Source organism: Pseudomonadota bacterium (assembly GCA_016711215.1).
Lineage (GTDB): Bacteria > Myxococcota_A > Polyangia.
Window position 1 is genome coordinate 302,011 of sequence record JADJTL010000002.1, and the last position, 25,137, is coordinate 327,147.

Genomic DNA, 25,137 nt, shown 5'->3' on the forward strand with positions numbered 1-25,137 from the left:
GAGCAGACGGAGCGCAGCCGATGATTCGGATCACCAAGCAGGCCGACTACGGCACCCTCCTGCTGACGCACTTCGCGCGCGAGCGCGAGAAGCCGACGCTGAGCGCGCGTGAGCTCGCGCGCAAGGCGCGGCTGCCGCTGCCGACGGTGACCAAGATCTTGAAGATCCTCGCGCGCGAGGGCCTGCTCGTCTCGCAGCGCGGGGTCAAGGGCGGCTACAGCCTGGCGCGGCGCGCGGAAGAGATCACCGCCAACGAGATCGTCACGGCGCTCGATGGGCCCGTGGCGATCACCCAATGCTGCGACAACGCTACTGGCTGCGAGCGCGAGCTGGGCTGCCTCGCGCGCCCGAATTGGCAGCGCATCGATCAGGCGCTGCGCGAGGCGCTCGGCGGCGTGACCTTGAGCGACCTGGCGAAGCCGAGCGCGCAGACCGGAGCAGGCCGCGACGCGCCGGTCGGCGCGGCCGCGACCGGCACGTCGGAGCTGAAAGCGGTGCTGTCACACGAAGCGGCGGGCGCGGTCCGCCAGTAGGCAAAGACATGGCCCCGGTCGGCGCGGCGGAGGCCCGCGGCCCGGGGCGAGGGCGTGGAGCGAGCGATGAGCACGGACCTAATCGAGCAGGCCGCCGAGCAAGAGTACCGCTGGGGCTTCGTCACCGAGATCGAGTCCGACGCCATCCCGCCGGGCTTGAACGAGCAGACGATCAAAGTGATCTCCAGCAAGAAGCAGGAGCCGCGCTGGCTGCTGGACTGGCGGCTGCGCGCCTACCGCCACTGGCAAACGCTGCGCGCCCCGGAGTGGTCGAACGTGCGCCATGAGCCGATCGACTTCCAGGCGATCGTCTACTACTCAGCGCCGCGCCAACAGCCACGCTACAGCTCCTGGGACGAGGTCGACCCCAAGCTGATCGAGACCTACGAGAAGCTCGGCGTCCCCCTGGAGGAACGCGCCGTGCTCGCCGGCGTGGCAGTCGACGCTGTCTTCGACAGCGTCTCCGTCACCACGACCTTCAAGGGCGAGCTGGCCAAACAGGGGGTCCTCTTCTGCTCGTTCTCGGAGGCCGTGCGCGAGCATCCAGAGCTCGTCCAGCGCTATCTCGGCTCGGTCGTGCCCCATACGGACAACTTCTACGCGGCGCTCAACGCGGCCGTCTTCTCCGACGGCTCGTTCGTCTACATCCCGCCGGGCGTGCGCTGCCCGATGGAGCTGTCGACCTATTTCCGCATCAACGCGGCGCGAACCGGTCAGTTCGAGCGCACGCTGATCGTCGCCGATCGCGGCAGCCACGTCAGCTACCTCGAGGGCTGCACGGCGCCGCAGCGCGATGAGCACCAGCTCCACGCCGCCGTCGTCGAGCTGATCGCGCTCGACGACGCCGAGATCAAGTACTCGACCGTGCAGAACTGGTACCCGGGCGACGAGCAGGGGCGTGGCGGCGTCTACAACTTCGTCACCAAACGGGGGGCCTGTCGCGGCGCCCGCTCGAAGATCTCGTGGACCCAGGTGGAGACGGGATCGGCGATCACCTGGAAGTATCCGAGCGTGCTCTTGCTGGGCGACCATTCGGTTGGAGAGTTCTACTCGGTCGCCCTGACCAAGGGACGCCAGCAGGCGGACACCGGCACCAAGATGCTGCACCTCGGACGCCACACGCGCTCGACCATCATCTCCAAGGGCATCTCGGCGGGTGAGGGGCAGAACAGCTACCGGGGACTCGTGCGGGTGCAGCCACGCGCGGCGCATGCGCGGAACTTCTCGCAATGCGACTCGCTGCTGCTCGGCGATCGCTGCGGCGCGCACACCTTTCCCTATCTCGAGTGCAAGAACCCGACGGCGCAGATCGAGCACGAGGCGACGACCTCGAAGATCGGCGACGACCAGCTCTTCTATCTGCAGCAGCGCGGGATCGACCGCGAGAACGCGGTCTCGATGCTGGTCAACGGCTTCTGCAAGGACGTGCTGCGCGAGCTGCCGATGGAGTTCGCCGTCGAGGCGCAGAAGCTGCTCGGCATCAGCCTGGAAGGCAGCGTGGGATAGGGTCAGCGTCTGCTTGAACCGATGGCGTAAGCGGCGGAAGGCGCCGGTCGCGCAACGTGATATTGGAGTTGCCAGATGTTGGAAATCAGCGGACTGCAGGCGGCGATCGGCGAGCAGCCGATTCTGCGCGGCATCGACCTCAAGATCGGCGCGGGCGAGGTTCACGCGATCATGGGGCCCAATGGCTCAGGCAAGACGACGCTGGCGCAGGTCCTGGCGGGACGCGAGGACTACTCAGTCACCGGCGGCAGCGTGACCTTCGCCGGTCGCGACCTCCTCGCGCTCAACGTCGAGCAGCGGGCGCGTGAGGGGCTCTTCCTTGCGTTTCAATACCCTGTCGCGCTGCCGGGCGTGACCAGCAGCTACTTCCTGCGCACGGCGGTCAACGCCGTGCGGGCCCACCGCGGCCAGGAGGAGCTGTCGGGCAAGGCCTTCCTCGAGCGCTGTCGAGAGCGCATGGAGCTGCTGCAGATGAAGCCGGAGCTGCTGCAGCGCGCCGTCAATGACGGCTTCTCGGGCGGCGAAAAGAAGCGCCACGAGATCCTTCAGCTCGCGCTGCTGGAACCGCGTCTGGCCGTGCTCGACGAAACGGACTCCGGCCTCGACATCGACGCGCTGCAGGCGGTGGCGAGCGGCGTCAACGCGCTGCGCGATCCGCAGCGCTCATTTCTCGTGATCACGCACTACCAGCGCCTGCTCGACTACATCGTCCCCGACTACGTCCATGTGCTCGTCGGTGGTCGAATCGTCAAGTCCGGGGGCAAGGAGCTCGCACTGCACCTCGAGGAGCATGGCTACGGCTGGATCGTGGCGCCTGAGGCAGCGGCGGAAGCCAGCGCCACGGCGCCGGCCTGAGGGCGTGACGATGACCGACCTCGCCCAACACCTGCGAGCCGAGCGCGCGACCCTGCGCAGCACCGAGAGTCCCGCGGCCCCCGCCTGGTGGGAGGCTCGCCGTGACGAGGCGATGGCGACGCTGATCGCGCGCGGCTGGCCCACCACGGCGGAGGAGAACTGGAAGTACACCAACATCGCGACCGTGCTGCAGCGTGGGCTGCCGCCGGCTCCTCCGCCTTCGTTCACGACCCCACCGGCCTGGGCCCTGCGCGAGCCGCTGCCCGAGGCGATCACCCTCGTCTTCGTCGATGGGCACTGTCTCGGCCCGGCCCTTGGCGCCGACGCCCTTCCGGCCGGCGTGCGCGTCTGTAGCCTGCGCCAGGCGTTGGCGGAGGATCATCCAGCCGCGCGCGCGCATCTCGCGCAGGAGCCGGCGCTCGCCGCCCAGCCGCTCGCTGCCTGGAGCACGACGTTGGCGCGCGATGGCGCCTTTGTCTATGTGCCGACGGGTGTCACCTTGGCCCAGCCGGTGCGGCTCGCCTGCTTCACCAGCCGCGGCGCCGCCGAGCGCGTCGTTCAGCTGCGCTCGCTGCTGATCGCCGCGCCTAGCAGCGAGCTGGCGGTGATCGAGAGCTACGCCGCCGCGCCCGACGCCGCCGACGTACCCTGCCTGGTCAACAGCGCGACCGAGCTGGTCGTCGGCGCCAACGCCGGGCTGGCGCACTACCTGCTGCAACGCGGCGGCGAGGCGGTGACGCAGCTCAACACGGTGCAGGCGACCCAGCGCGCCGATAGCAGGCTGCGCTCGCTGGTCTGCGTGCTCGGGGGCGCCCTGGTGCGCAACACCATCGGCACGCGCTTGGCCGGAGCCGGCGCGCAGAGCGCGCTCGACGGGCTCTTCGTCGCTGGCGGGGATGCGCATGTGGACAACCACACGACGGTCGATCATGAGCAGCCGCGCTGCACGAGCAACGAGTGCTACAAGGGGATCCTCGACGGCGCGGCGACGGGCGTGTTCAATGGCAAGGTGCTGGTGCGCCCACACGCCCAGCAGACGGATGCGCGACAGAGCAACCACAATTTGCTGCTCTCGGCGAGCGCCACGGTCAACAGTAAGCCCCAGCTCGAGATCTTCGCCGACGACGTCAAGTGCAGCCATGGCGCGACGATCGGTCAGCTCGACGCCGACGCGCTCTTCTTCCTCCGCGCGCGCGGCATCGACGAGCGGGCGGCGCGCAGCCTGCTGACCTGGGCCTTCGCCAGTGAGGTATTCTCGCGCGTGCCCTTCGCGGCGCTGCGGCAGCAGCTCGCGGAGACCGTGCAGCAGCGGCTGGGATTGACCGGGCTCACGGCGGCCTGAGGGGGAGTGATGGAAGCGGCGGCGTCCGAGGAGCAGACAGCGTCGAAACAGAGCGCCGAGGCCTGGCGGCCGGACGCGCCCGGCCCTCTGCCGGCGGCGTTCGACGTCGAGCGCTGGCGGGCAGACTTTCCAGCGCTAGCCCAGCGCGTCAACGAGCGCCGCCTGGTCTATCTGGACAGCGCGGCGAGCGCCCAGAAGCCTCGCGCGGTGATCACTGCGCTGGCGGAGTTCTACGAGCAGGACTACGCCAACATCCATCGTGGAGGGCACGCGCTCGGCGCGCGCGCGACCACCGCCTACGAGCTTGCGCGGCAGCGTGTTGCCGCCTTTGTCGGCGCCGACCGCAGCGAGGAGATCGTCTTCGTTCGCGGCGCAACGGAGGCGATCAATCTCGTCGCCTCGAGCTTCGGCCGCATGTCCTTGCGCGCGGGAGACGAGGTGCTCGTCAGCGAGATGGAGCACCATTCCAATCTGCTTCCGTGGCAGCAGATCTGCCGCCAGGTCGGCGCGACGCTCAAGGCGATTCCGATCGACGACGAGGGCGTGCTGCTGCTCGACGCGCTCGACCGCTTGCTGACCACGCGGACGCGGATCGTCGCCATCACTCACGTCTCCAACGTGCTGGGAACGATCAACCCGATCGCACAGATCGCGCGACTGGCCCATGCCCGCGGCGCCAAGATCCTCGTCGACGGCGCGCAGGCGGTGGTCCACCAGGCCGTCGACGTCCGCGCGCTCGACTGCGACTTCTATACCTTCTCGGGGCATAAGCTCTACGGCCCAATGGGCATCGGCGTGCTCTACGGCAAGTACGAGCTCCTGCAGCGCCTACCGCCCTACCAGACGGGTGGCGGCATCGTCGACCAGGTGCGGCTCGAGGGGTCGACCTTCCTCGATGCCCCGTGGCGCTTCGAGGCGGGCACGCCAAACGTGGCCGGCGCGGTCGGGCTCGCCGCGGCGATCGGCTACGTCGAGCGGCTCGGGATGGCGGCGATCAACCGCTATGAGCAGGACCTGCTCGCCTATGCGACCGCAGCGCTTCAGACCGTGCCGGGGCTGCGGCTGATCGGCACCGCCGCCGCCAAGGCCGGCGTCCTCTCGTTCACGTTGAACCAGGTGCACCCGCACGACATCGGCACCCTGCTCGACGAGCAGGGCATCGCCGTGCGCGTCGGTCACCACTGCGCCCAGCTCTTGATGCAACGGCTGCAGCTGCCTGCGACGACCCGCGCCTCCCTCGGGCTGTACAACACGCAGGCCGACCTCGACGCCCTGGTCGCCGGGCTGCACAAGGTCCTGGCCCTCTTCGCGCGGCCCGCCTCGAGCGCCGGAGGCTCGCGATGAGCTGGACGGCCGCGAACAAGGAGCCCACCGCCGCGCAGCACGACCCCGGCACCGCCGGTGAAGGGCTCTTCTGCGAGGAGTCGCGGGCCGACGCCGTCGGCGCCGCAGCGGCAGGGCCCGGCGGCGCCGACGGCGCTGCAACGAGTGCAGAGCGGCAGGCGGGGCCCGAGGCCACGGGTGCAGCCGACCCGTTGGCGGGAAACTCGGCACTCGAGGCGCAGATCATCGAGGCCCTGCGGCAGATCTATGATCCTGAGATACCCGTCAACGTCTACGACCTCGGCCTGATCTACAGCATCGACGTGCTGCCACTGGGCCGTGTCGCGGTCCGCATGACCCTGACCTCGCCGGCTTGTCCCGTGGCCGGCGCCTTGCCGGCCGAGGTCGAGGAGGGTGTCCGTGGCGTTGCGGGCGTCGCCGATGCCGCCGTCGAGCTCGTCTGGGAGCCGCCGTGGACGATGGAGATGATGACCGAAGACGCGCGGCTAGAACTGAACCTGTTCTAGCTCCGACGCCCGCTCGCCCCTGGATCCGGCGGCGAAGGGGATTCTGGCGTGGGCCCCGCGAGCGCGCTGCTCGGGGCAGCGCTTTCGACGGTAATCGCGTCGAAGAAGCGCCGGCGCAGCTCGAGGAGAAACTGCTCGACCGGCGCCGGCTGGAGCGGATCGGGCGGCAGGTCAGTCAGGTCGCTGGACTCCTCGAGGAAGGCCTGTAGCCGCAGCAGCAGCTTGATCGCGCGACCATCAGGCTCGACGAGCGCAGCGTCGTCGCGACGGCTCTGCTCGATCAGCGGTCCGACCTCCGCCTGCAGGTCGTAGCGCAGCGCGAGGGCCGGCAAGCTGAGCAGGAGCTCCCCGCTGCGCAGCAGATGGCCGCCGGTCAGAGCCGCGCGACAACCGCCAAGGACATGCAAGAACGACGGCATCCGGGCCCCCTCGACGAGCGCGCGCAGGCTGCGCGCGAGGTGGCTGTAGTGTCCAAAGTAGCGCTGACAGATGACGCCCGCCACGTGCGAGCGCAGCGTCGCCAGCTCGGCGCTGTGGACGAGCTGCTCTGGCGCCAAAATCCGCTCGAGCACGGAACCGTCGCCCCGCAGGAGCGCGCGCAGCGCGTGGCCAACCTCGCAGGCAGAGTAGTCGACGCGCAGGCCCTCGAACTCCCCGACCCAATTCGTCGCGCGTGGTGGCTCGAGCAGCCCGACCAGGTTCTCGGTGGGCTCGATGTAGATGCCCTTGAGCTCAAAGGGCGCCTGCGCGCTGCCGAAGCCGCAGCCGTGCGGACCCAGCACCGCCACGTGTAAGAGCCGCCGGTCGGCGGCTTGCGCGCGCAAGAGGCGGCGGAGGCGCTCATTGGGCAGCGGGGGCGGGGACGTGACCAAGCTCGGCCTCACTCTCGGTTGCGGCCACGGTCTGCCCGACGGCCGGAAGCCCTCCGCGCGGGCGCGCGCAGGCTTCAGGGGTCCTCGCCTGCGGAGACGGCCTCCGCCGCGGCAGCAGGGCAGTCAGCGCCGACGACGACGCGGTCGCGGCCCTGCTCTTTGGCGCGGTAGAGCGCCTCGTCAGCGGCCGCGATGAGCGCCGTTGGATCCTCGATGGAGGGGTCCGGAAGGACGCTGACGCCCACGCTCGCCGTCAACCGCAGCTGCAGCGCCTGGTCGCCGTGGAAGACCTCGCTGGCGATGGTCGCGCGGATGCGCTCGCCCACCACCGCGGCATTTGCGCCGCGCGAGAGCACCGCGAACTCCTCGCCGCCGAAGCGCATCACGACATCCTCCGAGCGCATCGCGCGCACCAGGCGCGAACCGACCTCACGCAGCACCTGGTCGCCGGCGAGGTGTCCGTGGCTGTCGTTGACCTGCTTGAAGTGGTCGAGATCGATGAGCAGCAGCGCCAAGGCAGAACCTTGCCGCCGCGCGAACGAGACCTCGGCCGGCAGCCGCTGATCGAAGTAGCGCCGATTGAAGACGCCCGTCAGCGGATCGCGGAGCGCGGCGTCGTACATCGCGCGCGCGTAGCTGGCCTCGATGCCCTCATCGAGGGTGAAGCGGAGCACGGAGAGCAGGCCGATCTGGAGCCGGTCGTTCTCCCGCAGCAGCACGCGCTCACTGACGGCCACGGCGTTGAGATAGGTGCCGTTGCGACTCCCGCAATCCGCCAACCAGCAGGAGCCATCCTGCTCGCGCAAGACCTCGGCATGCCGCCGCGACACGCCCGGATCCTGCAGCACGATCTCGCAGCCTTCGTCGCGCCCGAGCACGCTGCGCGCGCCGCCGAGACTGAAGACATGTCCGACGCTCGCTCCCCTGAGCACGATCAGATGGCCCACGCTCCTGGATCCTGGCGCTGCCGCTGGCGGCAGGCGCTCCGGGACGCTAGGCAGCGTCGGCTCACTGCTCGGCGGCACCTCAGCGGGGGGTCGAGATCGATGCATCGCTGGAAAGTCTAGGGGCCTCTCGGGCCGCGAGGCAAGGCTTCTGCGACGCCACCGCAGCGGCTGCCCCGCCGCAGGCACGCTTCAGCCGGCCCGCGCGCGCGGCTAATGCGGGGCCCAAAACCTCGCAAAGCGCCCGGGATGCACGACCGTTTGTTCGCGAAGCCACGCGTCCGCCTGGTCGCGCAGCGCCTGGCCAGCGGCGCCACCGAGCAGCGCGCCGCGGCGGCGGCGCGCCGCCATCGCGTGAAGCGCAAAGGACTGCGCCGCGAGAGCATCTTCGGCCGCCTGCAACTCCTCCAGGGCCGCCTCGCCCTGCCCCCGCAGCTCGAGGACGCGGGAACGCACCAGACGCGCCACCGCGCTCGGCGCGGCGAGCCGCTCGTCGGCGAGCCGCTGCGCGAGTCGTTCGGCGGCGGCCAGCACGCGCGCGCGCGCGCGGTCACCCGGCGTCGCCGCTGCGGCAGCCAGCGCCGCGCGGGCAGTCAGCTCCGTCCGGCCCAAACGGCCGAGGGCGATGCGCTCGAGGGCCGGATGAAAGAGCACGGCGCGATGCTCCTCGACCTGCTGCCAGGCGCGGCGACCATCGCCGGCATAGAGGTCGATCGCCACCCTGCTGTAGGCATCCCAATAGTGGCGCAGGAAGCCAGAGCCGTGGGGCCATAGGTCCCACAGCTCCTGCCGCGCCCGGCGGGCGCCTTCGACGTCGTCGTCGAGCAACCAGTAGGTCGCCTGCACTCCGCCGCGGAGGCTCGTCGCGAGCTGGCGCTCACCGTACTTCTCGGCATCGCGCAGCGCCTCACGGACCGCGGCGCGCAGCAGCGCCAGCTTGCCGAGAAAGCAGTAGTTGATGATCCGCGAGACCTCCGCTCGGTTAGCGTCCGCGCCGTGGCCGACGCAGCGATTGCGCAGCAGATCGCAGGCGAGGTCCATCCACGGCAACGACGCCTGATGGTCCCACATCTGGACGTGGACGACGGCGGTGCCATAGGCGACCAGGCCACGGATATAGGGATCGTCGACGCGCTCGCTCAAGGCCTGCGCCATCGCGATCAGGCGCCGATTACGCGCCAGCGCCTTGCGGCCGCGCATGCCCGAGACCGTCAACTCCAGCGCCAGACTGCGCGTGATGCGCGGCAGGTCGCCGACGTTGAGCGCCTCGATCAGCGCCAGCGTGTTGTACTCCGTCAATGGCACCGTATCGACCAGGACGTGCCCCAGACCGACGCTCCAGAGCACATCGATGCGATGGAGCCGTTCGGGCGCAATCGTCTGCGGCTCGCGCTCCTTGAAGCGCAGGCCGCGTAGCCGCAGCTGGGCCCGCCGAAGCAGCATCCGCGCCCGACCGACCCGCCCAGCGGCCAGGCCCGCGATCTGATGCTCGGTCAGCACCTGCTGGAGCGTCGCGCGCCCCTCGGCGATATGCCCGTAGTCGAGCATGATCAGCGCAGCACGTTGTCGGTACTCCAGCGCGAGGGCGGGATCGGCCCCGGCGACCGCCTGCAGATAGGCCTGCGCCGCGCGTGGACCATAGCCGGCGTTGGCCAGCGCCTCGGCGTAGGCGACCCGCAACGCCACCGGCACGGCGGCGGACGAGGCGTGCAGCGCCAGAGCGCGACCGAAGTGCTCCGTCGCGCGGTCGAAGGCCAAGGCCCGCACCGCGCGTCGACCAGCCTCGACGTAGGCCGGCCGCGCGCGCTCCGCATCGCCGGCGCCATCGAAATGGCGCGCTAACACGGCAGGGTCGCCCTGCCCGGAGTTGACGAAGGCCCAGGCCAGGCGCCGGTGGTGCTGGCGCAGGGTCTCGGCGCTCAGGCGCGCCCAGATCACCTCACGCACCCGATCATGGTAGGCCTCGATCAGGTCGGTGCGACGCAGGCCCTCGGTGCGGACCAGGCGCTGCGTCCGCAGCAGAATCAGGGCGTCGTAGGCCGCCTCGCCCTCGAGCTCGGCCGCCTGTTGCAGCACGCTCTGGGGGAGCGGCTCGGCAGCCACGGCCACGGCCTCGAGCACCCGCTGCGCCGCCGGCGGCAACGCCGAGACCTGCTCGACAACCACGTCCTCGAGCCGCACGTGACTCAGGCCCTGGGCGGCAGTGACACCGCTGTGGCTCCGGACATGATAGGCCAGCGCGCCGACGAAGTAGGCGTTGCCTCCCGATTCGATTGCGATCCGTTGCGCCAACTCGGGTCCGGCCTGGGGCCCCAGGATACGCGACGCAATCGCCTGCGCCTGCATCACCTCGAGCGGCCCGAGCGCGAGCTCGCTCGCGGCCTGGAGCGGCGTTCCGAGCGCCCCGAGGAGCGGATTCTTGCGCCCCTCGGCCGTGCGATAGCTCAGCAGTAAGAGCAGCGGCGGCGGATCGGGAGAATCGAGCAGGTCGGCGAGCAGTAGGCCGCTATCGCGATCACCCCACTGCACGTCGTCGATCGCCAGCACCAGCGGGCGCTGGCGACTCAGTCGGCGCCAGAGCTCCCGCATCACGACCACCGCCTGCCGCCGGAAGGCGCGCGGGTCGCGCAGGGCCTCCGGCACTGGCGCGGCCTCGCGGATTGCCGGCACCTGCTCGAGCACCGGAAACATTCGCGCCAAGATTCCAACGCCCTGCGGCAGCCAGCCCGCCACCTGTTGTGGGGGCTCGCGCAGCAGGAAGATCGCCAGCGCGTCGAAGAGCGCGTCCAGCGCCTTGTAGGGCACCGTCTCTCGCTCGTAGCAGCGGCCTGCGAGCACAACGGCCTGCGCGGCCGCCTCGACCTGCTGGCGAAAGGTCGCCACCAGGGCGGACTTGCCGACGCCGGCGCCGCCATGCACGAGGATCGTCGCGGGTCGACCCGCGATCACCTCGGAGAAGGCGCGGCCGAGCACCGCGAGCTCTTCCTCGCGGCCGAGCAGCTCGCCGAGCAGCTCGGTCAGCACGGGAACCGAGATCGGATCGCGCCGCCGCTCTCCCTCGCGACCGAGCCGCGCGAGCGCCTCGTCCGCCGTCGGTCGCGCCGCGGGGTCGCGGCGTAGCAGGTCCATGCACAAAGCATCGAGGCCCTGCGGGACGGTCGCCGACAACGCCTGTGGCCGCAGCGGATCGATCAGCGTCTTCTGCTCACCCAGATCGCGGGGCGTGCCGGTGAAGGGTGCGCAGCCCGTCAGCGTGAGATAGAGCAGCACTCCCGTGGCGTAGAGGTCACTCGCCGCGCTCGGCCGCTGGCCGTGGAACTGCTCCGGCGCCATGTAGAGCGGCGTGCCGGACAGCTCGCCCTTGCGACCCTGTCGACGCAGCTGCGACGGATCGACGTCGGTCACCAGACCGTAGTCGAGCAGGACGACCCGTCCCTCGGCGGTGACCAGCACGTTGGAGTGCTTGACGTCACAGTGCGCATAGCCGGCGCGGTGGATCGCCTGAAGTCCGGCGATCAGCTGGCCCAAGGTCGCCCGCAGCCGGGCGTACTGCTCGGCGGTGCTCAGCGGATGCACCACGCGCTGCGGGAGCGGTCGTCCGGCGAGCGGCTCAGCGCCCGCGGTGCCGCTCGCCGCGTCGACCAGCGCGCCAGGAAGACCGTCAACGGTCAGCGTCGGACCGTCGCCGCGCCGGGCTGCCGAGGCGAGCTCCGGCGCCGCGGCAGCCGCGCGGACCGCAGTCTGATCGGAGGTGACGATGCTGGCGGGCCCGAGCGGCGGCGCGCCTGCGACGTCTCGCTCGCCCGGCTCATCGCTCCACAGGGTCGGCGGACCCTCGAGCTGCGGCTCGCTGCCGCGCACGTAGGCCAGCAGGGAGCGCCCGTCGACGTACTCCATCGTGAAGAACCAGCGATCGCCCTCGGCGTGGAACTCATAGAGCGTCACCAGATTGGCGTGGCGAATGTCGGCCAGCGCGCGGAACTCCTGCTTGAAGCGGTAGAGCGCCTGCGGCTGCGTCAGGCTCAGCATCTTCAGGGCAACGAGCTTGTCGCGCTCGAGATCGCGGGCGCGATAGACCACGCCCATCCCCCCCGCCCCGATGCGGTCTTCCAGGCGGTAGCGTGCGGTGCCACGGGGGCTCGCGCTGCTCGAGGGCGCCTCAGCCATCGTCGCGCCTTGGTCCAGTGTGCGCGGCCGCCGAGGGCTGGGTCGCCCGCACGACCCCAGGCGTCGACAACCACGCGGCGAGCGCGCGGTTGTACTCCGTCGGGCAGTCGAGCTGCGGCTCGTGACCACAGCGCGGCAGCGCGACCAGCGTCGCGCCGCGAATCGCCCGCTGCGCCGGTGCCATCACGCTGCGCGTCGTCCCGCCATGCAGCTCGGCATTCGGGATCAACCGGTCATCGGCACCAAAGACGATCAGCGTCGGGAGCTCGAGCTGGCCGAGGTGCTGGCGCGTGAACTCGGTCTCGCTCATGGCCCGCACGCACTTGACCATGGCGTAGAGACTCTGATCGAATTCGGCCGCGGCGGACTGCTGAAGGCGCACGCGCTCCTCGATCAGCCAGCGCAAGTCGTCACGCCAGCGCGAAAAAACCCGCAGCCGGAAGGCGCCCCAGAGCGCGTACTCCGACAGGCCGCCCCCCAGCGAGCCCCTGTTCGTGATCTTCTCGAACCACGCGCGGTCGCCCCGCGAGAAGTACTCGAGCCCCGCCGAGTTCGTCAGCACCAGCGCACCGACACGCCGCGGGTGACGAATCGCCAGCGAGAGCGCGATGTGCCCACCCATGCTGTGACCGACGATGATCGGCGCTTCGATGCCCCGCCGCTCGAGGAGCTCGAGCAGCGCGTCCGCCAGTGACTCCATGGTGTAGGGGAAGGATCCTGGCTTGTCCGACTTGCCATAACCGGGCAGATCCAGCGCCAGCACGCGGTAGCCCGCCGCAGCGAAGTCGTCGAGCTGGTACTGCCAATGGCGGAGCTGCGCGCTCATCCCGTGGACGAAGACGATGGTCCGCGCGCCGCGCGGATTGAGCTCGACGTAGGCCACCCGCAGGCGCGGCGTGCGCATGCCATAGCGGGCCGGCAAATCGGTCGAGACCAGCCAGAAGAGGGGCCAGGCCTGGCCTCGGAGCGAGCGATAGGGCAACTGGGCAAAGGTCAGCGGCGCGGCACGGCGATAGGAAGGCACACAGCTCGCCGCGCAGCATGCGAGCGCCAGGGCAGCGGCCCGCGCAGCACCGCCGCCCAGCCACGCCCGCCGGCACGTCAGTCGCATGCTCCACCTCCGAGGCGCTAGGCACGTGCTTCGCGCCAGGTCCTCAGAATACGTACCAGGTGAAGGTGAGAAACGCTGCTAGCGGATTCGCCACCACCCAACTATTGCCGTCGTAGAAGTCCCCGCGGAAGAGCACGCCAGCGTGCAGGCCCACCTCCATCAGGAAGCGCAGCTGGTAGACGAGCTCGGCGTTGAGCTCGGTGCCGATCAGCCGGCCCCGATCGCGCAGCGGCGGGTCGCTGCCGCCGAGCTCGCGAAAGGGCGGCGGGTCGGCGAAGCACGAGCCGAGGGCCACGCCGAGCTTGAGGTTGAGCTTGTTGGGCACGAGGTCGTAGCTGCCGCTGGCAATCGCGGCGGCCAGGCCGAAGCCCTGGTTCGAGATGTCGACCACGGCGCCGGTGGCGTTGATCGCGGTGCGCGCGAAGGGCAGCAAGAGGAGCGTGCGATGGTTGGCCCAGAACGCGCCCATCGCGCCGTAGTTGTTGAGCGTGAAGGGCCCGCGCTGCCGCCCGTCACTATCGTCGCTGTCGCCGTTGGTCAGCATCAGCTCCAGCGTGACGACATCTTTGAGCGAAGAGCCGTAGTGATACGCGCCCTCGAGGTTGGCGGCCCAACCCCGGAGGTCGACGTGTTGGTTGAGCGAGCGCGGATCGTGCGCCCGGTAGCGGCCGGCATTGAAGAGCAGGAAGCCCGAGGCGGAGAAGGGGCTGGTGAAGAAGCGCAGGTTATGGTGGAAGTTCAGCCCAGCGTAGTGCACGACGCCGGTCGGGCGCTGGAGCTGCATCGCGACGTGCCCGGTGATCGCGGCGAGCCCGCCGGGGCCCGGACCGCCACGCACCAGGCCCTCGACCGCGAAGGACTGACCTTCGGTGTCGTCCCGCAGATACCAATAGGACAGTCCAACGACCGTGCCCGGCTGGAGCCTGAGGGCGAGGTCTGTCGTCACGAGGTACGCGAAGGCATAGCCCGGATCGTTGGCGCTCGCCTTGCGGGGTTGGGCCACCCCGAGCGGGACGAAGGCCGCCTTGGCCAGCAGCGGTCCGTGCGCGCCGAAGGCCGCGATCCCGGTGGCGTCGGTGGCGAGGAAGCTCATCTTATAACCGGAGCGCATCAGCTCGAGGGCCGGCGTGCTGTGCGGGCTGTAGATCGAATCGAAGAAGGGTTGCGTCCCGAGCAGAATGCTCAGCTGCTGCGGGTTGCGCGTGGGAAAGAGGGCGGTATAGACCCCCTTGGTGACGAGGTTCAGCTGATCGGCGTTGAACCCGCCGCCCTGGTGTTGGCCGACGGCATTGGCCGAGAAGCCCCAGGCGTAGTCGACCTCGAGCATCGCGCGAAACTCGGCCCAGCCGTCGGTGAAGAAGGGCGTGGCCGAGAGGACGGGGATCCAGCGCTGCTCGACGAGATAGGTCGAGCCGCTGCCGACGCGGCCGGCGCTGCCGACCGGACCGATGCCAAAGGGACCGGTCGAGACGCCTCGCAGCAGCGTCGTGTCGGCCCGGACGCGCGTCGCCATCCCGCGCACGAAGAAGTAGTTGATCAGGGTCAGCTCGCGAAAGGGCCCGTCGTCGTGGCGGTCGCGCAGCTCATACCAGGCGTTGAACCCCGGGTCGGGCGCGCGCGCCAGGGCGCGGCCGGAGGGCCCCAGCGCGACGGCCGCGATCAAGAGCGGCGCGAGGCAGTGAGGAGCGCGTCGAGCGGGGGCGCGAGCGGTGCGGGCAGCGGACGCCAGCAGACACGCCGGGGCGCGCGCCACGCCTGTCTGCGGCTGCGCCGACACCTTACTGCTGCAGGACGAAGGTCCCGACGGAATCGCCCGTGACCGGGTTCCCCGCCAGCTTGACGGTCTTGCTACCGAGCGGCCCATCTGCGCAGCGATGGCCGGTGGCCACGCCGGCAATGTAGAGCTCGTAGCGGGCACTGCGACCGTCGGCGGCGATCGCGCCGCGCCCTTCCTGCGCGAAGCCGGTATAGGTCGCCCTGAGGTCGAAACAGCTGCCGTCCGCCGCCACGTTTTCGATCAGCAGCGCCGAGGTCGTGAAGGTCAGCGGCGCGCCGAACACAGTCGTCCGATCGCAGGTCCCGACGCTGTCAGCGGTCGGCGCACCATTGAGCGTACCGAGCTCCGTCGTGACGACCAGCTGCGGACCGGCGTTGAGCTTCATCGTCACCTTATGCAGGCATTGCGTGGCCGTACCGAGGTTCATGTTCTCGTCGGCCCCCTGCGGATGCGTCGGGATGTTGCTGCCCGCCATTACGAGGGTCTTACCGTCATGAAAGGCCGTCACCGCGGTCACGGTGTTGTAGGGGTTGCCGACGGCAGCGTCTGCCGCAGTGCGCGCATCTCGCGCGACCACGCCCGCATCACCCGCCGGGGGATCGCTGTCCGAGCAGCCGCTGAGCAGCAAGGCCAGCGCCAGCGTGCCACCGAGCATGCCGCGCAGCCCACCGATCAAGACCCTCAATGCCCTTTGCGTCATCCTGATCATCCGCATCATCCGCTCCTTCCGCGCCAGACCCTTGGGTTCCGCGCGCGCCCCCCGGCGTCGCCTCCGGTATGGGCACCTCGGGCTCACCGCAGTTTTTCCCCCGGCCACTCGCGCTCGACCCCCCAAGGATCGAAGGCCAGACGCTCGCATGCTACCCTTTCGGGCCCGAATCACAAGCTTCCCGGCCGCCGGCCGCCGCGAGAGGGCGCACACCGTCGCGGTTGCAGCGACGAGGAGAAATCGGCGAGGCTGCGCCGATGGCGCAGCTGATCGTCAAGCAGGGCCGGGCGCGGCCGCTCTGGCATGGGCACCCTTGGATCTTCGCGCAAGCCGTCGGGCGCCTGGTCGGCGAGGCGGAGGCCGGCGACGTCGTCGAGGTCCTCGACGCCGACCTGCGCTCGATCGGCCGCGCCGCCTATAATCCGCGCTCGGCGATCGCCGCCCGGATGCTGAGCTGGCGCCCGGACGAGTTGATCGACCGCGCGTGGCTGGCGCGGCGACTCGCCAGCGCACTGCGCCTGCGCCAGTCGCTGGCGCTGCCCTCGTCCGCCACCGACTGCTATCGGCTGGTCAATGCCGAAGGCGACGGGCTGCCCGGGCTCGTCGTCGACGTCTACGGGCGGGCGATCGTCGTGCAGTTCACGGGCAACGCGCTCCAGCGGCGGGCGGAGTGGATCTACGCGGAGCTCGACCTGCTGCTCGAGCCCTCGGTCGTCGTCGAGGCCAGCCCGGGAGCCTTCGCCGCCAAGGAGGGCCTTGGTGAGGGACGCGGGCTGCTGCGCGGCACGAGCACGGCCCTGCGCTGCCGCGAAAACGGCCTCGCCTACGCGGTGGAACTCGGCGAGGGCCAGAAGACCGGCCTCTTCCTCGATCAGCGGGAGAACCACCGGCGCATCGCCGAGCGGGCAGCGGGCCGCCGCGTGCTCGATCTCTACTGCTACACCGGCGCCTTCGGCCTCAACGCCGCGCAGGCGGGTGCCAGCGCCGTGACTGCGGTCGACAGCTCGGCGCGCGCGTTGGCCGCCGCAAGCCGCAACGCCGCGAACAACGGCCTCCAACTGACGCTGATCGAGGCCGACGCGATGCCCTATCTGGCGACGCAGCAGCCGGAGAGCTTCGACCTCATCGTGCTCGACCCACCGAAGTTCGCCGCCCACCGCAGCCAGGTGCCGGCGGCGCTCAAGGGCTACCATAAGCTGTTGCGCCTGGCCTTGAACACGATCAGCGCGGGCGGATTGCTCGCCCTGGCCTGCTGCTCCCAGCTGATTCCGCTCGACGAGCTGCGCCGCGTGATGGCGCGCGCGGCAGCCGAGGCGCAGTGTGAGCTGCGCCTGCTCGAGCGCTGCGGGGCGGGCGCCGACCACCCCTCGACGCCCGCGTTTCCCGAAGGCGAGTACCTCACGTTCTTGCTCAGCGCCGTACACCGCTGATCCGGTCGTGATCGGGCCGTGATTCAGCCGTGATTCGGCCGGCGTGACCGACGACCCGCACCGCTACTTCGCGCGCGCGGTCGGCGCGCGCGAAGTAGCGGTGCGCGAAGTAGTTTCCGCGCCCCCGCTGGCTGGGCTAAGATGCGGCGCGAGGAGGCAGACATGTTCTCCGTCCGCTTCTGGGGCGTGCGCGGCAGCGTGCCGGTGCCTGGACCGTCCACGGTACGCTACGGCGGCAACACCCCCTGCATTGAAATCCGCGCCGGCGCCGAGCTGATCGTGATCGACGCAGGCTCCGGGCTGCGGGGGCTCGGAAACCAGCTCATCGGCCAGGCGCCGATCACGGCGCGCATGTTCTTCACGCACTTCCACTGGGATCACATTCAGGGCTTTCCTTTCTTTGCGCCGGCCTTCGTCAAGGGGACGCGCCTCGATCTCTTCGGCGCCAAGAAGCTCTCGGCGACGCTCTCGGACACGCTGGCCGGCCAGATGAGCTACCCCAACTTTCCGGTGACGCTCGGCGAGCTCGCGGCACAGATCGAGTTCCACGATCTGCACGAGGGCGAGAGCGTCTGCTGCGGCGACGCGGTGGTGAGCAATGCGCGCCTCAATCACCCGGGGGGCGTCTTCGCCTACCGCGTCGACTACGGCGGCCACGCGGTGGTCGTCGCCACGGATACGGAGCACTACGCCACCCTCGACCAGAAGATCTGCGGCCTGGCCGACGGCGCGGACGTGTTGGTCTACGATGCGATGTACACGCCGGAGGAGTACGCCGGCAGCGGCGAGAACGCGGCGCGAACCGGTTGGGGCCACAGCACCTGGGAGGAAGGCGTGCGCGTCGCGCGAGCCGCGCGCGTGCGCCAGCTCGTGCTCTTCCACCACGATCCGGATCACGACGACGCGATGGTCGACGCGATCGAGACCCAGGCCAAGCGCGCGTTTCCCGCGACGCTCGCCGCCCACGAGGGCCTGAAGATCGACCTCTCTTGAGCGCAGCCGCTGGCGGGTTATGCCGGTCCATCGGCTAATCATTATCGGTGGAAAGGGTGGCGTCGGCCGCACCACGGTCGCCGTGGCGCTCGGCTTGGCCCTCGCCCGGCGCGGCCACCGCACGCTAATCGCCCACGTGCGCGCCCGACCGCCCCTCGCGGAGGTTTACGGCTGCGAGCGCATCGACGAGGAGATTCGTCCCGTCGCACCCGACCTGTGGGCCGTCAACATGGACCCGCAGGCCTCGATTCGCGAGATGGGGCTCCTCGTGCTGCACTTCCGCGCGCTCTATCACCTCGTGCTCGAGAACCGCCTGGTGCGTTCGTTCCTGCGCGCCGTGCCCGCGCTCGAGGCGTACTCGATGGTCGGCAAGGCCTGGTATCACACGACCGAGCAGCGCAGCGACGGGGAGAGCCGCTTCCAAACGGTCATCTTCGATGGTCCAGCGACCGGCCACCTGGTGAGCATGCTGCGGATTCCGCAGGTCATCCTCGATGCCGTTCCTGAGGGTCCGCTGACCGGCGACGCGCGCCGGGCACGCGAGCTCCTCGGCGACCCTGCGCGAACCACGATGTGGCTCGTGACCCTCGCCGAGGAGATGGCCGTCAGCGAGGCCATCGACCTGCACCGCGCCGCCCACGACGAGCTGCTGCTCGACGTCGACCGGCTGTTGGTCAACGCGCTCTACCCCGCCGATCTGACGGCCAGCGCCGCGCTCGACGAGGTGCTGCAGCGCGCCGCGCCGCCTGCGCAGAGCGGCCTCGACCTCGCGCTGCGCGCCACGCGCCTGCTGCGCGAGCGTCGGGCGATCAACGACCACTATCTAGCCGAGCTCGCGCGCCGCCTGCCGCTGCGGCGAACCGAGCTACCCTTGATCTTCGCGCCCCGCCTCGATCGCGCGGCGCTGGAGCCGCTGGTCGTGCAGCTCGGCGCGACGCTCGAGGCGCGCGCGGCGACGGGCGTCGCGGGCTTGCCCTCATGAGCAGCGTGCAGGCATGAGGCGCCGAGTCACCCTGGCGCTCGCGCTGGTCGCCCTGCTCGCGGCCGGCGCACCCGCGCGGGGCGCGCGGCTGGCGGTCTTTCGCATCGACCCCTTGGGCATCGATCCACGCATCGTTGCGCGGCTGGAGGGACTGCTGCGCGCCGAGCTCGGACGGCTGGCCGACGCAACCCTCCCCGGCACCCGAGCGCTGGAGCGCCTGCGCCTGAGCCACCCCGCGCTCAGCGATTGCACGGGCGAGGCCCGCTGCCTGGCGCTCGCGGGTCGGCTGCTCGCCGTCGATCAGATCATCTCCGGCAACATCGGCGCCCTCGGCGACAGCTATGTGATCAACCTCAAGCTGGTCGACGTCAGCTCGGAACGGGAGGTCCGCCGCGTCAGCGACACGCTCAACGGCGCACCCGATCGGCTAATTGAGGCGATCCGCCTGGCGGCCTTCCGGCTGGTCGCGCCGGAGCGTCTGCGCGGCTCGCTCAATGTGCAGGTCGGGGTCCCGGGCGCCGCCGTTTACCTCGACGGGCGACTGCTCGGACATAGCCCGCTGGCGCCCCAACACAACCTGGCGGTCGGGCGGCACACGCTGCGCGTGAGCAAGGCTGGACACCACGACGTGCTCCAGGCGGTAGAGGTGCCGCTGCAGAACGTGGCGCAGCTGATCGTCGCGCTCGAGCCGACGATCAGCCCGCAGAGGCCAGCCCGGCGGGCGACTGCGCCGCAGGGCGTCGGCGCTCCGCCTTGGTTCAGTCGCCCATGGTTCTGGACCACCGTCGGCGTCGGGGCTGCAGTGCTCGGCGCCGCGCTCGGGCTGGCGCTGGCCAATGACTCGGGGATCAACTGCGATGCGGAGCCGGCGCGATGTGCCCGTTGAGGTGCGGCGCGACGAAGGCCGCGCTCTGCGCCATCGCCTCGCTCTTGGCGCTGCCGGTCACGCCCACGCTGGCCGCCGGCCGCGCGCGCGTGGCCGTGCTCGCTCCGCTGATCGCGCTCGGCATCGGCGCCGACGAGACGCGCGCCGTCGAGCGCCGGCTGCGCCGCGCGACAGCCGCCCTGAAGGGGCTGCGCTGGCTCGAGCAGCCGCGGCTGCTGCGGCGGCTGCGGGCCACGCCTCCCGAGTGCTTCGAGGACGCTGCCTGCGCGGCTGCGCTCGCGCGGCGCCTCGGCGTCGACGTGCTGGTCAGCGGGGAGGTCGGAGGCACCGGCGCGGCCTATGTGGTCTACCTGCGGGCGCATGGCGCCCGTGGCGCGGAGATGCGCCGAGCGCGCGCGCTGCTCGGCCCCGACTCCGGCGCCGAAGCGCTGCGAGCCAGCGCCTCGGACGAGGAGGCGCTGCTGGTGCACCTGCTCTTGCCCCAGCGCTACGTCGGGACGCTGGCGCTCAGCGTCGACGCACCCGCCGCGTGGATCTATCTCGACGGGCGACGGGTGGCCCGCGGCGCGCAGGCTACGCTCGAGGGGATCCCCGTGGGCACCCACACGCTGCGCGTCGCCCATCAGGCCTTTCATGATGACGTGCGCTTCGTGCAGATCAGCTACGCCCAGCGCCAAACGCTGCGCGTGAAGCTGCAACCCCTCTCGCTCGCCTTGGGCGCGAACCCGAGCGGCGTCGAGCAGGCCGAGGGGGGCCTGGGAGCCGGCGTCCGGTGGCCCTGGTATCGGCGCTGGTGGGCCGTCACCGCCTTCGGGGTGCTGGTCGCGGCCACGGCGACGACGACCGTCCTGTTGCTGCCGCATGCGGTGGCTCGGGATCGCGAGGCGACCCTTGGGCTCCCCTGAGCGCGACGGTGCCGGGCCAGCGGCGATCGCCAAGGGGCCGCGGCGCGCCCTGCTCACGCACGAGGGCGGCCTGCGCGAGGTCCGGCTCGAGCCCACGGGCGGCGGGCGCTATCGCATCTTGGATCAAGGACGCGAACAAACGCTGCTGGCCGAGCGCCTTAGCGATGGCGGCTGGCTGTTGATCGACGCGTCCAGCGGCCGCGTCGACGACCTGCTGGTGGAGCAAGAGGACCGCCGGCTCCGGGTGCTCACGGCGACGGCGGACGAAGCGCTGCAGCGCTGGGACGATCGCCAACGACGGCGGAGCTCGAGCGCACCAGAGGGTGGCCGGCGCAGCGCGGGCCCCGCGTCGATCGCCGCGCCGATGGCCGGGCGCGTGGCGAAGGTGCTCGTGAGCGTCGGGGAGCGGGTCGCGGCGGGACAGGCCGTGGCTGCGGTCGAGGCGATGAAGATGGAGAATGAGCTGCTCAGTCCGCGCGCGGGCCAGGTCACTGCGGTGTTGGTCTCTGGCGGTGATAGCGTCGAGCGCGACCAGACGCTGCTGATCATCACGTGAGGGCGCTCCGTCCATCGCTGGCGCTGCGGTTTGGCCTGCTCGGGGCACTCTTGCTCACCTGCCTCGTCGGCGCAGCCAGCTACGCGCTCGTCTATCGCAGCGGCGAGGCGCGAAAAGGGCAGCTCGTCGATCAGGATCGGCAGCTCGCGCGAGTTCTGGCCGGCCTGCGGACGAGCGACGGGGCGCTGGATTTCGCGCCGCTGGCGGCCTTTGTCGAGAGCGTCGATCGCAGCGCGCTCGGACCGATCTACGCGCTCGAGCGCGCCCCGGACGGCACGCTGCGCAACGGAGCGCTCAACCCGCGAGCCTTCGCCGCACTCGACCCGAGCTATCGCGAGCAGATTCGGGCCGGGCGAAGCGTCATTCTCAAGGAGCTCGCGGCGGGCCACGTCGAGCGCCGCGGGCGGATCAAGGAGTATCGCCTGCCGGTACCGCGCGGCACGCTCCATCTCGGCTTCGATGTGCGGCGCCTGGAGCGACAACTCAGCGCGCAGCGGACGACGGCCTGGTGGGTGCTCGGGGTGGCCCTGTTGCTCGGCACGCTGGCGGCGCTCGCGCTGGCGCGCAATACTGTTCGCCCGCTGCGCTTGTTGGCCCAGGCGATGGAAGCCGTGGCACAGGGCGACCTGACGCAGACGGTGACCGTCGGTCGCCACGACGAGCTCGCACAGCTCGCCGGCTCCTTCAACCAGATGATGCAGACGCTGCGGACCTTGCGGCGCCTGGAGGCCGCGCACGCCTGCTATCTACCCGGCCCCGTGCGCCAGCGTGTCTTGCGCGCCGAGAGCGCCCGCGAGCTGGCGGTGGAGGAGCGAGCAGCGACGATCCTCTGCTGCGCGCTACTGGCGCCCGAGGACCTACCCGAGCGCGCGCCGCGCGCGCGGCTGGGCCTGGTCAACGAGTACCTGGCGCCCTTGCTCGATGCCCTGCTGCGGGAGGGCGGCGTCGTGCTGGTGCTCAGCGAGCGCCAGCTCCAGGCCGTCTGGGGCGTGCCCGCTGACGACCCGCAGAGCGAGCTCCGCGCGCTGCGGGCCGCTGTCGCCGCCCGCGCCGCCGTCGCGGACCGCGCGCGGCGGCTGGCGTTCGCCGGCCAACCGGCCCTCGCGCTCGCGGCCGGCCTCTGCAGCGGGCGCGTCGCCGCGGGCAACCTCGGCTCGGTCGAACGTGCCAGCTACGTGGTCGTCGGCGACGCCGTCGACCACGCCGAAGCCATCGTCGCCCAGGCCCAGGCCGGCGAGATCTTGCTCGCCGAATCGACCTATCTGCGCCTGACGGCCGAGATCAGCGTGCGCGCCGCGGCGCCCCTGATGGCCGCGGGAATGGACGAGGCGCTGCCGCTCTATCGCTTCGACACGCTCCGACAGCAGGCGGCCGGCGTCGGGCAGGGAAGCGACTGAGAACGAGGACCCGTCGCGCGCCAGCGGCGCCTCAGCGCAGCAGCGCGTAGATGCGGTTGAGCTGGCGATTGGCCGCGGCGAACTGCCCGTCGCCATAGTAGGTCGTGGCTTGGCGAAAGAGCTCCTCGGCGCGCGCCTTGCCCTTCCCGCGCGGGGGCCGATTCCGAATCGCCTGCGAGAGGCGACCCATCTTGGCCCCGACGAAGGCGCGGTCGACCGCGATCCCGCGCACGGCGACGACGAGCTGCTCCGCGGCCGAACGCGCCGCGCTGAAGTCGCCGCGGGCGACCGCATGGCGCGTCTCGGTCATCAGGCGGTCGGCGCCCGGTGGAAGATCTACTGCCAGCAGCCCCCGAGCCTCCATCGTGCGCCGCGCGGCCTGATAGATCGGCTCGACCTCGCGACGCGTCACGCCGGTCTTCAACGCCGCCGCCGCCGGTTCCGCGACAAAGCGCGTCGCTCCGGCAATCAGCCCGCGACTCTGCCGCGCGCTGAGCTGCTGCTCCCGCTCGGCGAGCACGCGCTCGCGCGCGCCGACCTCTGCCTCGCGACGCCCGACCTCGCGCTCACGCTGGGCCAGGGAGGCCTCGCGCCGGGCGAAGACGAGGTCGCGCGCCTCGAAGCTCTCCTTGCCGAGCCGCTCAGCCAAGCCCGTCTTCTGCTGCAGCAGCGCGTCGAGCTTGTGGTTCAGGCCGAGCTCCTGCGCCACCAGCTTGGCCTCGAGTGCCACCAGCTTCGATTCCTCTTGCTCGAGTGCTGCCTTGGCCGGCGCATCCGCCTCATCGAGCGCCAGCTTGCGCGATTGCAGCGCTGCCCGCTGTCCGCGCAGCTCCGTGCGGCTGCGCTGCAACGAGCCACGCCGCGAGAGCAGCGCGCCCTCCTGCTGGGCGAGCTGGCGGTCAGCCTCGACCACCTGCTTGACGGCCTCATCCTCGCGCAGCTCGTCGCGGCCGCGGCCACAGGCGATCAGGCTGGCGCAGGCGCCAAGCGCAAGCAAGAGGGCGGGCATCGGGCGCCAGGCCGCGTGACGCGACGCGGCGACCCGGAGTGGATGGTAGGATGCGCCCTGGCTGGCAGCAGGAAGACGGTGCGGCTCGTGCATGGCGGCGAAGGTCCGTCAGGATGGTGGAATGGCGGACTATAGCACTGAGCGTGGGACGCTCGCCTGGCGCGCCGAGGGAGCGTTGGTGGAGCTGGTGCGCAAGCGGCGCGTGCTCGTGGTCGTCGGCGCGGGCGGTGTGGGTAAGACCAGCGTGGCGGCGTCACTCGCGCTGCTGGCCGCCGCGCACGGGCGCCGCAGCCTGGTGCTGACCATCGATCCGGCACGCCGGCTCGCCAGCTCGCTGGGAATCGCCGCGCTGGCGGACGAGCCGAGCGAGGTGCCAGCAGCCAAGCTCGCCGCCGTCGGCGTTGGCGGCGGACTGCTGCACGCCGCCATGCTCGAGCAGAAGCGGACCTTCGACGAGGTCGTCGCGCGCTACGCGACGGACGCCGCGACCTGCGCGCGAGTGATGAACAACAAGCTCTACCAGGAGCTCTCGACGCGGCTGGCCGGCGGTCAAGAGTACGCGGCGATGGAGAAGCTGCACGAGGTGGTGACGGGCGGGCGCTACGACCTCGTCGTGCTCGACACCCCGCCGACCGCCAACGCCGTCGACTTTCTCGAGGCGCCGCAAAAAATGGTGGCGCTGGTGGATGGCGCCGCGCTGCAGATCTTCCTGCGCAGCTATGAGCGTGCCGGGCGCTTCAGCTTCGGCCTGCTGACCCGCGGGTCCGCCTTCATCTTTCGTCGCCTCGCGCGCTTCGTCGGCGGCGCCTTCCTCGACGACGTGGCGGCCTTCTTCGGCGACATGCACGGCTTGCTCGGCGGCTTTCGCCAGCGGGCCGCTACCGTCGCCGAGCTGCTCCACCAACCGGAGTCCGGGTTCATCATCGTCTGCACCGCGGAGCCGCGCGCCGCGCTCGAGGCCGTCGCCCTCGCCGACCGGCTGCTCGAGAGCGAGCTCCGGGCTTCGGCCTTCGTGGTCAACCGGGTGCGCACCGCGGCGACGACGGCGCTCGACGAGGAGAATCTGCGCGAGGCGCTGCGCGCGCAGCGGATCGATGACGCCACCGGCGACGAAGCCGCGCCGCTGCTCGCGCGCTCGTGGGCCCAGACCCAGAGCATGGCGGCGGCCGACGCCGCGGCCATCGAGCACTTGCGGCAGCGCTGCGGCGCCGCCGTGCCCTACGTCCAGGTGCCGCTCCTGCCGGGCGACGTGCACGACCTGGAGGCCTTGGCAGCGCTCGCCCAGCAGCTCGCGGCCCCGGCACCTTGACGCG

General features: G+C 70.9%; 21 protein-coding genes. 14 read left to right on the plus strand and 7 right to left on the minus strand.

The genetic code is table 11. From position 1 onward, the window contains the following. Positions 1-20: 20 nt before the first annotated feature. From IPL40_06330 to IPL40_06355, 6 genes are all read left to right on the plus strand, one after another. Positions 21-533 (plus strand): SUF system Fe-S cluster assembly regulator, encoded by a 513-nt coding sequence (locus IPL40_06330; GenBank protein MBK8480775.1) that lies wholly within the window; start codon positions 21-23, stop codon positions 531-533. A 66-nt stretch (positions 534-599) separates the two neighbouring features. Beyond that, positions 600-2,039: a Fe-S cluster assembly protein SufB gene (gene sufB, locus IPL40_06335; GenBank protein MBK8480776.1), complete on the plus strand. Its 1,440-nt coding sequence runs from the start codon at positions 600-602 to the stop codon at positions 2,037-2,039. Positions 2,040-2,114: 75 nt separating this feature from the next. Continuing rightward, complete coding sequence (gene sufC / locus IPL40_06340) at positions 2,115-2,894, plus strand: Fe-S cluster assembly ATPase SufC (GenBank protein MBK8480777.1); 780 nt, start codon at positions 2,115-2,117, stop codon at positions 2,892-2,894. A gap of 10 nt (positions 2,895-2,904) precedes the next feature. Next, positions 2,905-4,236 (plus strand): Fe-S cluster assembly protein SufD, encoded by a 1,332-nt coding sequence (gene sufD, locus IPL40_06345; protein MBK8480778.1) that lies wholly within the window; start codon positions 2,905-2,907, stop codon positions 4,234-4,236. A 9-nt stretch (positions 4,237-4,245) separates the two neighbouring features. Beyond that, the gene (locus IPL40_06350; GenBank protein ID MBK8480779.1) at positions 4,246-5,580 is read left to right on the plus strand and encodes a cysteine desulfurase; all 1,335 of its coding nucleotides are present in this window, start codon (positions 4,246-4,248) and stop codon (positions 5,578-5,580) included. After that, positions 5,577-6,086 (plus strand): SUF system Fe-S cluster assembly protein, encoded by a 510-nt coding sequence (locus tag IPL40_06355; GenBank protein ID MBK8480780.1) that lies wholly within the window; start codon positions 5,577-5,579, stop codon positions 6,084-6,086. The genes IPL40_06350 and IPL40_06355 overlap by 4 nt, the downstream gene beginning before the upstream one ends. Here the strand turns inward: IPL40_06355 and IPL40_06360 are convergent. The 6 genes from IPL40_06360 to IPL40_06385 all read right to left on the minus strand — a co-directional run bounded on the left by IPL40_06360 (position 6,083) and on the right by IPL40_06385 (position 15,672). Then, positions 6,083-6,958: a nucleotidyltransferase domain-containing protein gene (locus tag IPL40_06360; protein ID MBK8480781.1), complete on the minus strand. Its 876-nt coding sequence runs from the start codon at positions 6,956-6,958 to the stop codon at positions 6,083-6,085. The genes IPL40_06355 and IPL40_06360 overlap by 4 nt on opposite strands. A gap of 74 nt (positions 6,959-7,032) precedes the next feature. Beyond that, entirely contained in the window at positions 7,033-7,905 is an 873-nt protein-coding gene (locus tag IPL40_06365; GenBank protein MBK8480782.1) for a GGDEF domain-containing protein, read from the minus strand. Between the two features lie 210 nt (positions 7,906-8,115). Continuing rightward, positions 8,116-12,069, minus strand: a complete 3,954-nt coding sequence (locus tag IPL40_06370; protein MBK8480783.1) for an AAA family ATPase — start codon at positions 12,067-12,069, stop codon at positions 8,116-8,118. Beyond that, a complete protein-coding gene (locus tag IPL40_06375) occupies positions 12,062-13,180 on the minus strand; it encodes an alpha/beta fold hydrolase (GenBank protein ID MBK8480784.1) in 1,119 nt (372 codons plus the stop codon). The genes IPL40_06370 and IPL40_06375 overlap by 8 nt, the downstream gene beginning before the upstream one ends. A 43-nt stretch (positions 13,181-13,223) precedes the next feature. After that, positions 13,224-14,912 (minus strand): hypothetical protein, encoded by a 1,689-nt coding sequence (locus IPL40_06380; GenBank protein MBK8480785.1) that lies wholly within the window; start codon positions 14,910-14,912, stop codon positions 13,224-13,226. 46 nt (positions 14,913-14,958) lie between these two features. Then, positions 14,959-15,672, minus strand: a complete 714-nt coding sequence (locus IPL40_06385; GenBank protein ID MBK8480786.1) for a hypothetical protein — start codon at positions 15,670-15,672, stop codon at positions 14,959-14,961. Positions 15,673-15,923: 251 nt separating this feature from the next. On the opposite strand from IPL40_06385, the gene IPL40_06390 reads away from it, so the two are divergent. The 7 genes from IPL40_06390 to IPL40_06420 all read left to right on the plus strand — a co-directional run bounded on the left by IPL40_06390 (position 15,924) and on the right by IPL40_06420 (position 22,815). Next, the gene (locus IPL40_06390) at positions 15,924-17,096 is read left to right on the plus strand and encodes a class I SAM-dependent rRNA methyltransferase (protein MBK8480787.1); all 1,173 of its coding nucleotides are present in this window, start codon (positions 15,924-15,926) and stop codon (positions 17,094-17,096) included. A gap of 141 nt (positions 17,097-17,237) precedes the next feature. Next, the gene (locus IPL40_06395; GenBank protein ID MBK8480788.1) at positions 17,238-18,089 is read left to right on the plus strand and encodes an MBL fold metallo-hydrolase; all 852 of its coding nucleotides are present in this window, start codon (positions 17,238-17,240) and stop codon (positions 18,087-18,089) included. 19 nt (positions 18,090-18,108) lie between these two features. Further along, a complete protein-coding gene (locus IPL40_06400; protein ID MBK8480789.1) occupies positions 18,109-19,071 on the plus strand; it encodes a hypothetical protein in 963 nt (320 codons plus the stop codon). Positions 19,072-19,084: 13 nt separating this feature from the next. Next, positions 19,085-19,957: a PEGA domain-containing protein gene (locus tag IPL40_06405; protein ID MBK8480790.1), complete on the plus strand. Its 873-nt coding sequence runs from the start codon at positions 19,085-19,087 to the stop codon at positions 19,955-19,957. After that, positions 19,945-20,862 carry a hypothetical protein gene (locus IPL40_06410; protein MBK8480791.1) on the plus strand — a complete coding sequence of 306 codons (918 nt, stop codon included), beginning with the start codon at positions 19,945-19,947 and terminating at the stop codon, positions 20,860-20,862. The genes IPL40_06405 and IPL40_06410 overlap by 13 nt, the downstream gene beginning before the upstream one ends. Further along, positions 20,819-21,418 carry a biotin/lipoyl-binding protein gene (locus IPL40_06415; GenBank protein MBK8480792.1) on the plus strand — a complete coding sequence of 200 codons (600 nt, stop codon included), beginning with the start codon at positions 20,819-20,821 and terminating at the stop codon, positions 21,416-21,418. Before IPL40_06410 ends, IPL40_06415 begins: the two co-directional genes overlap by 44 nt. After that, positions 21,415-22,815, plus strand: a complete 1,401-nt coding sequence (locus IPL40_06420; GenBank protein ID MBK8480793.1) for a HAMP domain-containing protein — start codon at positions 21,415-21,417, stop codon at positions 22,813-22,815. Before IPL40_06415 ends, IPL40_06420 begins: the two co-directional genes overlap by 4 nt. Before the next feature lie 31 nt (positions 22,816-22,846). Here IPL40_06420 and IPL40_06425 read toward each other — a convergent pair whose 3' ends face one another. Continuing rightward, a complete protein-coding gene (locus IPL40_06425; GenBank protein MBK8480794.1) occupies positions 22,847-23,824 on the minus strand; it encodes a hypothetical protein in 978 nt (325 codons plus the stop codon). A 121-nt stretch (positions 23,825-23,945) separates the two neighbouring features. On the opposite strand from IPL40_06425, the gene IPL40_06430 reads away from it, so the two are divergent. Continuing rightward, positions 23,946-25,133 carry an AAA family ATPase gene (locus IPL40_06430; protein MBK8480795.1) on the plus strand — a complete coding sequence of 396 codons (1,188 nt, stop codon included), beginning with the start codon at positions 23,946-23,948 and terminating at the stop codon, positions 25,131-25,133. Positions 25,134-25,137: the final 4 nt, after the last annotated feature.

Coding starts and splice junctions, on each gene's coding strand:
- IPL40_06430 (MBK8480795.1), top strand. CDS start 23,946: ATGGCGGACTATAGCACTGAGCGTGGGACGCTCGCCTGGCGCGCCGAG.
- sufD (MBK8480778.1), top strand. CDS start 2,905: ATGACCGACCTCGCCCAACACCTGCGAGCCGAGCGCGCGACCCTGCGC.
- IPL40_06410 (MBK8480791.1), top strand. CDS start 19,945: ATGTGCCCGTTGAGGTGCGGCGCGACGAAGGCCGCGCTCTGCGCCATC.
- IPL40_06415 (MBK8480792.1), top strand. CDS start 20,819: ATGCGGTGGCTCGGGATCGCGAGGCGACCCTTGGGCTCCCCTGAGCGC.
- IPL40_06405 (MBK8480790.1), top strand. CDS start 19,085: ATGAGGCGCCGAGTCACCCTGGCGCTCGCGCTGGTCGCCCTGCTCGCG.
- IPL40_06330 (MBK8480775.1), top strand. CDS start 21: ATGATTCGGATCACCAAGCAGGCCGACTACGGCACCCTCCTGCTGACG.
- IPL40_06425 (MBK8480794.1), bottom strand. CDS start 23,824: ATGCCCGCCCTCTTGCTTGCGCTTGGCGCCTGCGCCAGCCTGATCGCC.
- sufB (MBK8480776.1), top strand. CDS start 600: ATGAGCACGGACCTAATCGAGCAGGCCGCCGAGCAAGAGTACCGCTGG.
- IPL40_06350 (MBK8480779.1), top strand. CDS start 4,246: ATGGAAGCGGCGGCGTCCGAGGAGCAGACAGCGTCGAAACAGAGCGCC.
- IPL40_06375 (MBK8480784.1), bottom strand. CDS start 13,180: ATGCGACTGACGTGCCGGCGGGCGTGGCTGGGCGGCGGTGCTGCGCGG.
- IPL40_06400 (MBK8480789.1), top strand. CDS start 18,109: ATGCCGGTCCATCGGCTAATCATTATCGGTGGAAAGGGTGGCGTCGGC.
- IPL40_06390 (MBK8480787.1), top strand. CDS start 15,924: ATGGCGCAGCTGATCGTCAAGCAGGGCCGGGCGCGGCCGCTCTGGCAT.
- IPL40_06370 (MBK8480783.1), bottom strand. CDS start 12,069: ATGGCTGAGGCGCCCTCGAGCAGCGCGAGCCCCCGTGGCACCGCACGC.
- sufC (MBK8480777.1), top strand. CDS start 2,115: ATGTTGGAAATCAGCGGACTGCAGGCGGCGATCGGCGAGCAGCCGATT.
- IPL40_06395 (MBK8480788.1), top strand. CDS start 17,238: ATGCGGCGCGAGGAGGCAGACATGTTCTCCGTCCGCTTCTGGGGCGTG.
- IPL40_06355 (MBK8480780.1), top strand. CDS start 5,577: ATGAGCTGGACGGCCGCGAACAAGGAGCCCACCGCCGCGCAGCACGAC.
- IPL40_06385 (MBK8480786.1), bottom strand. CDS start 15,672: ATGCGGATGATCAGGATGACGCAAAGGGCATTGAGGGTCTTGATCGGT.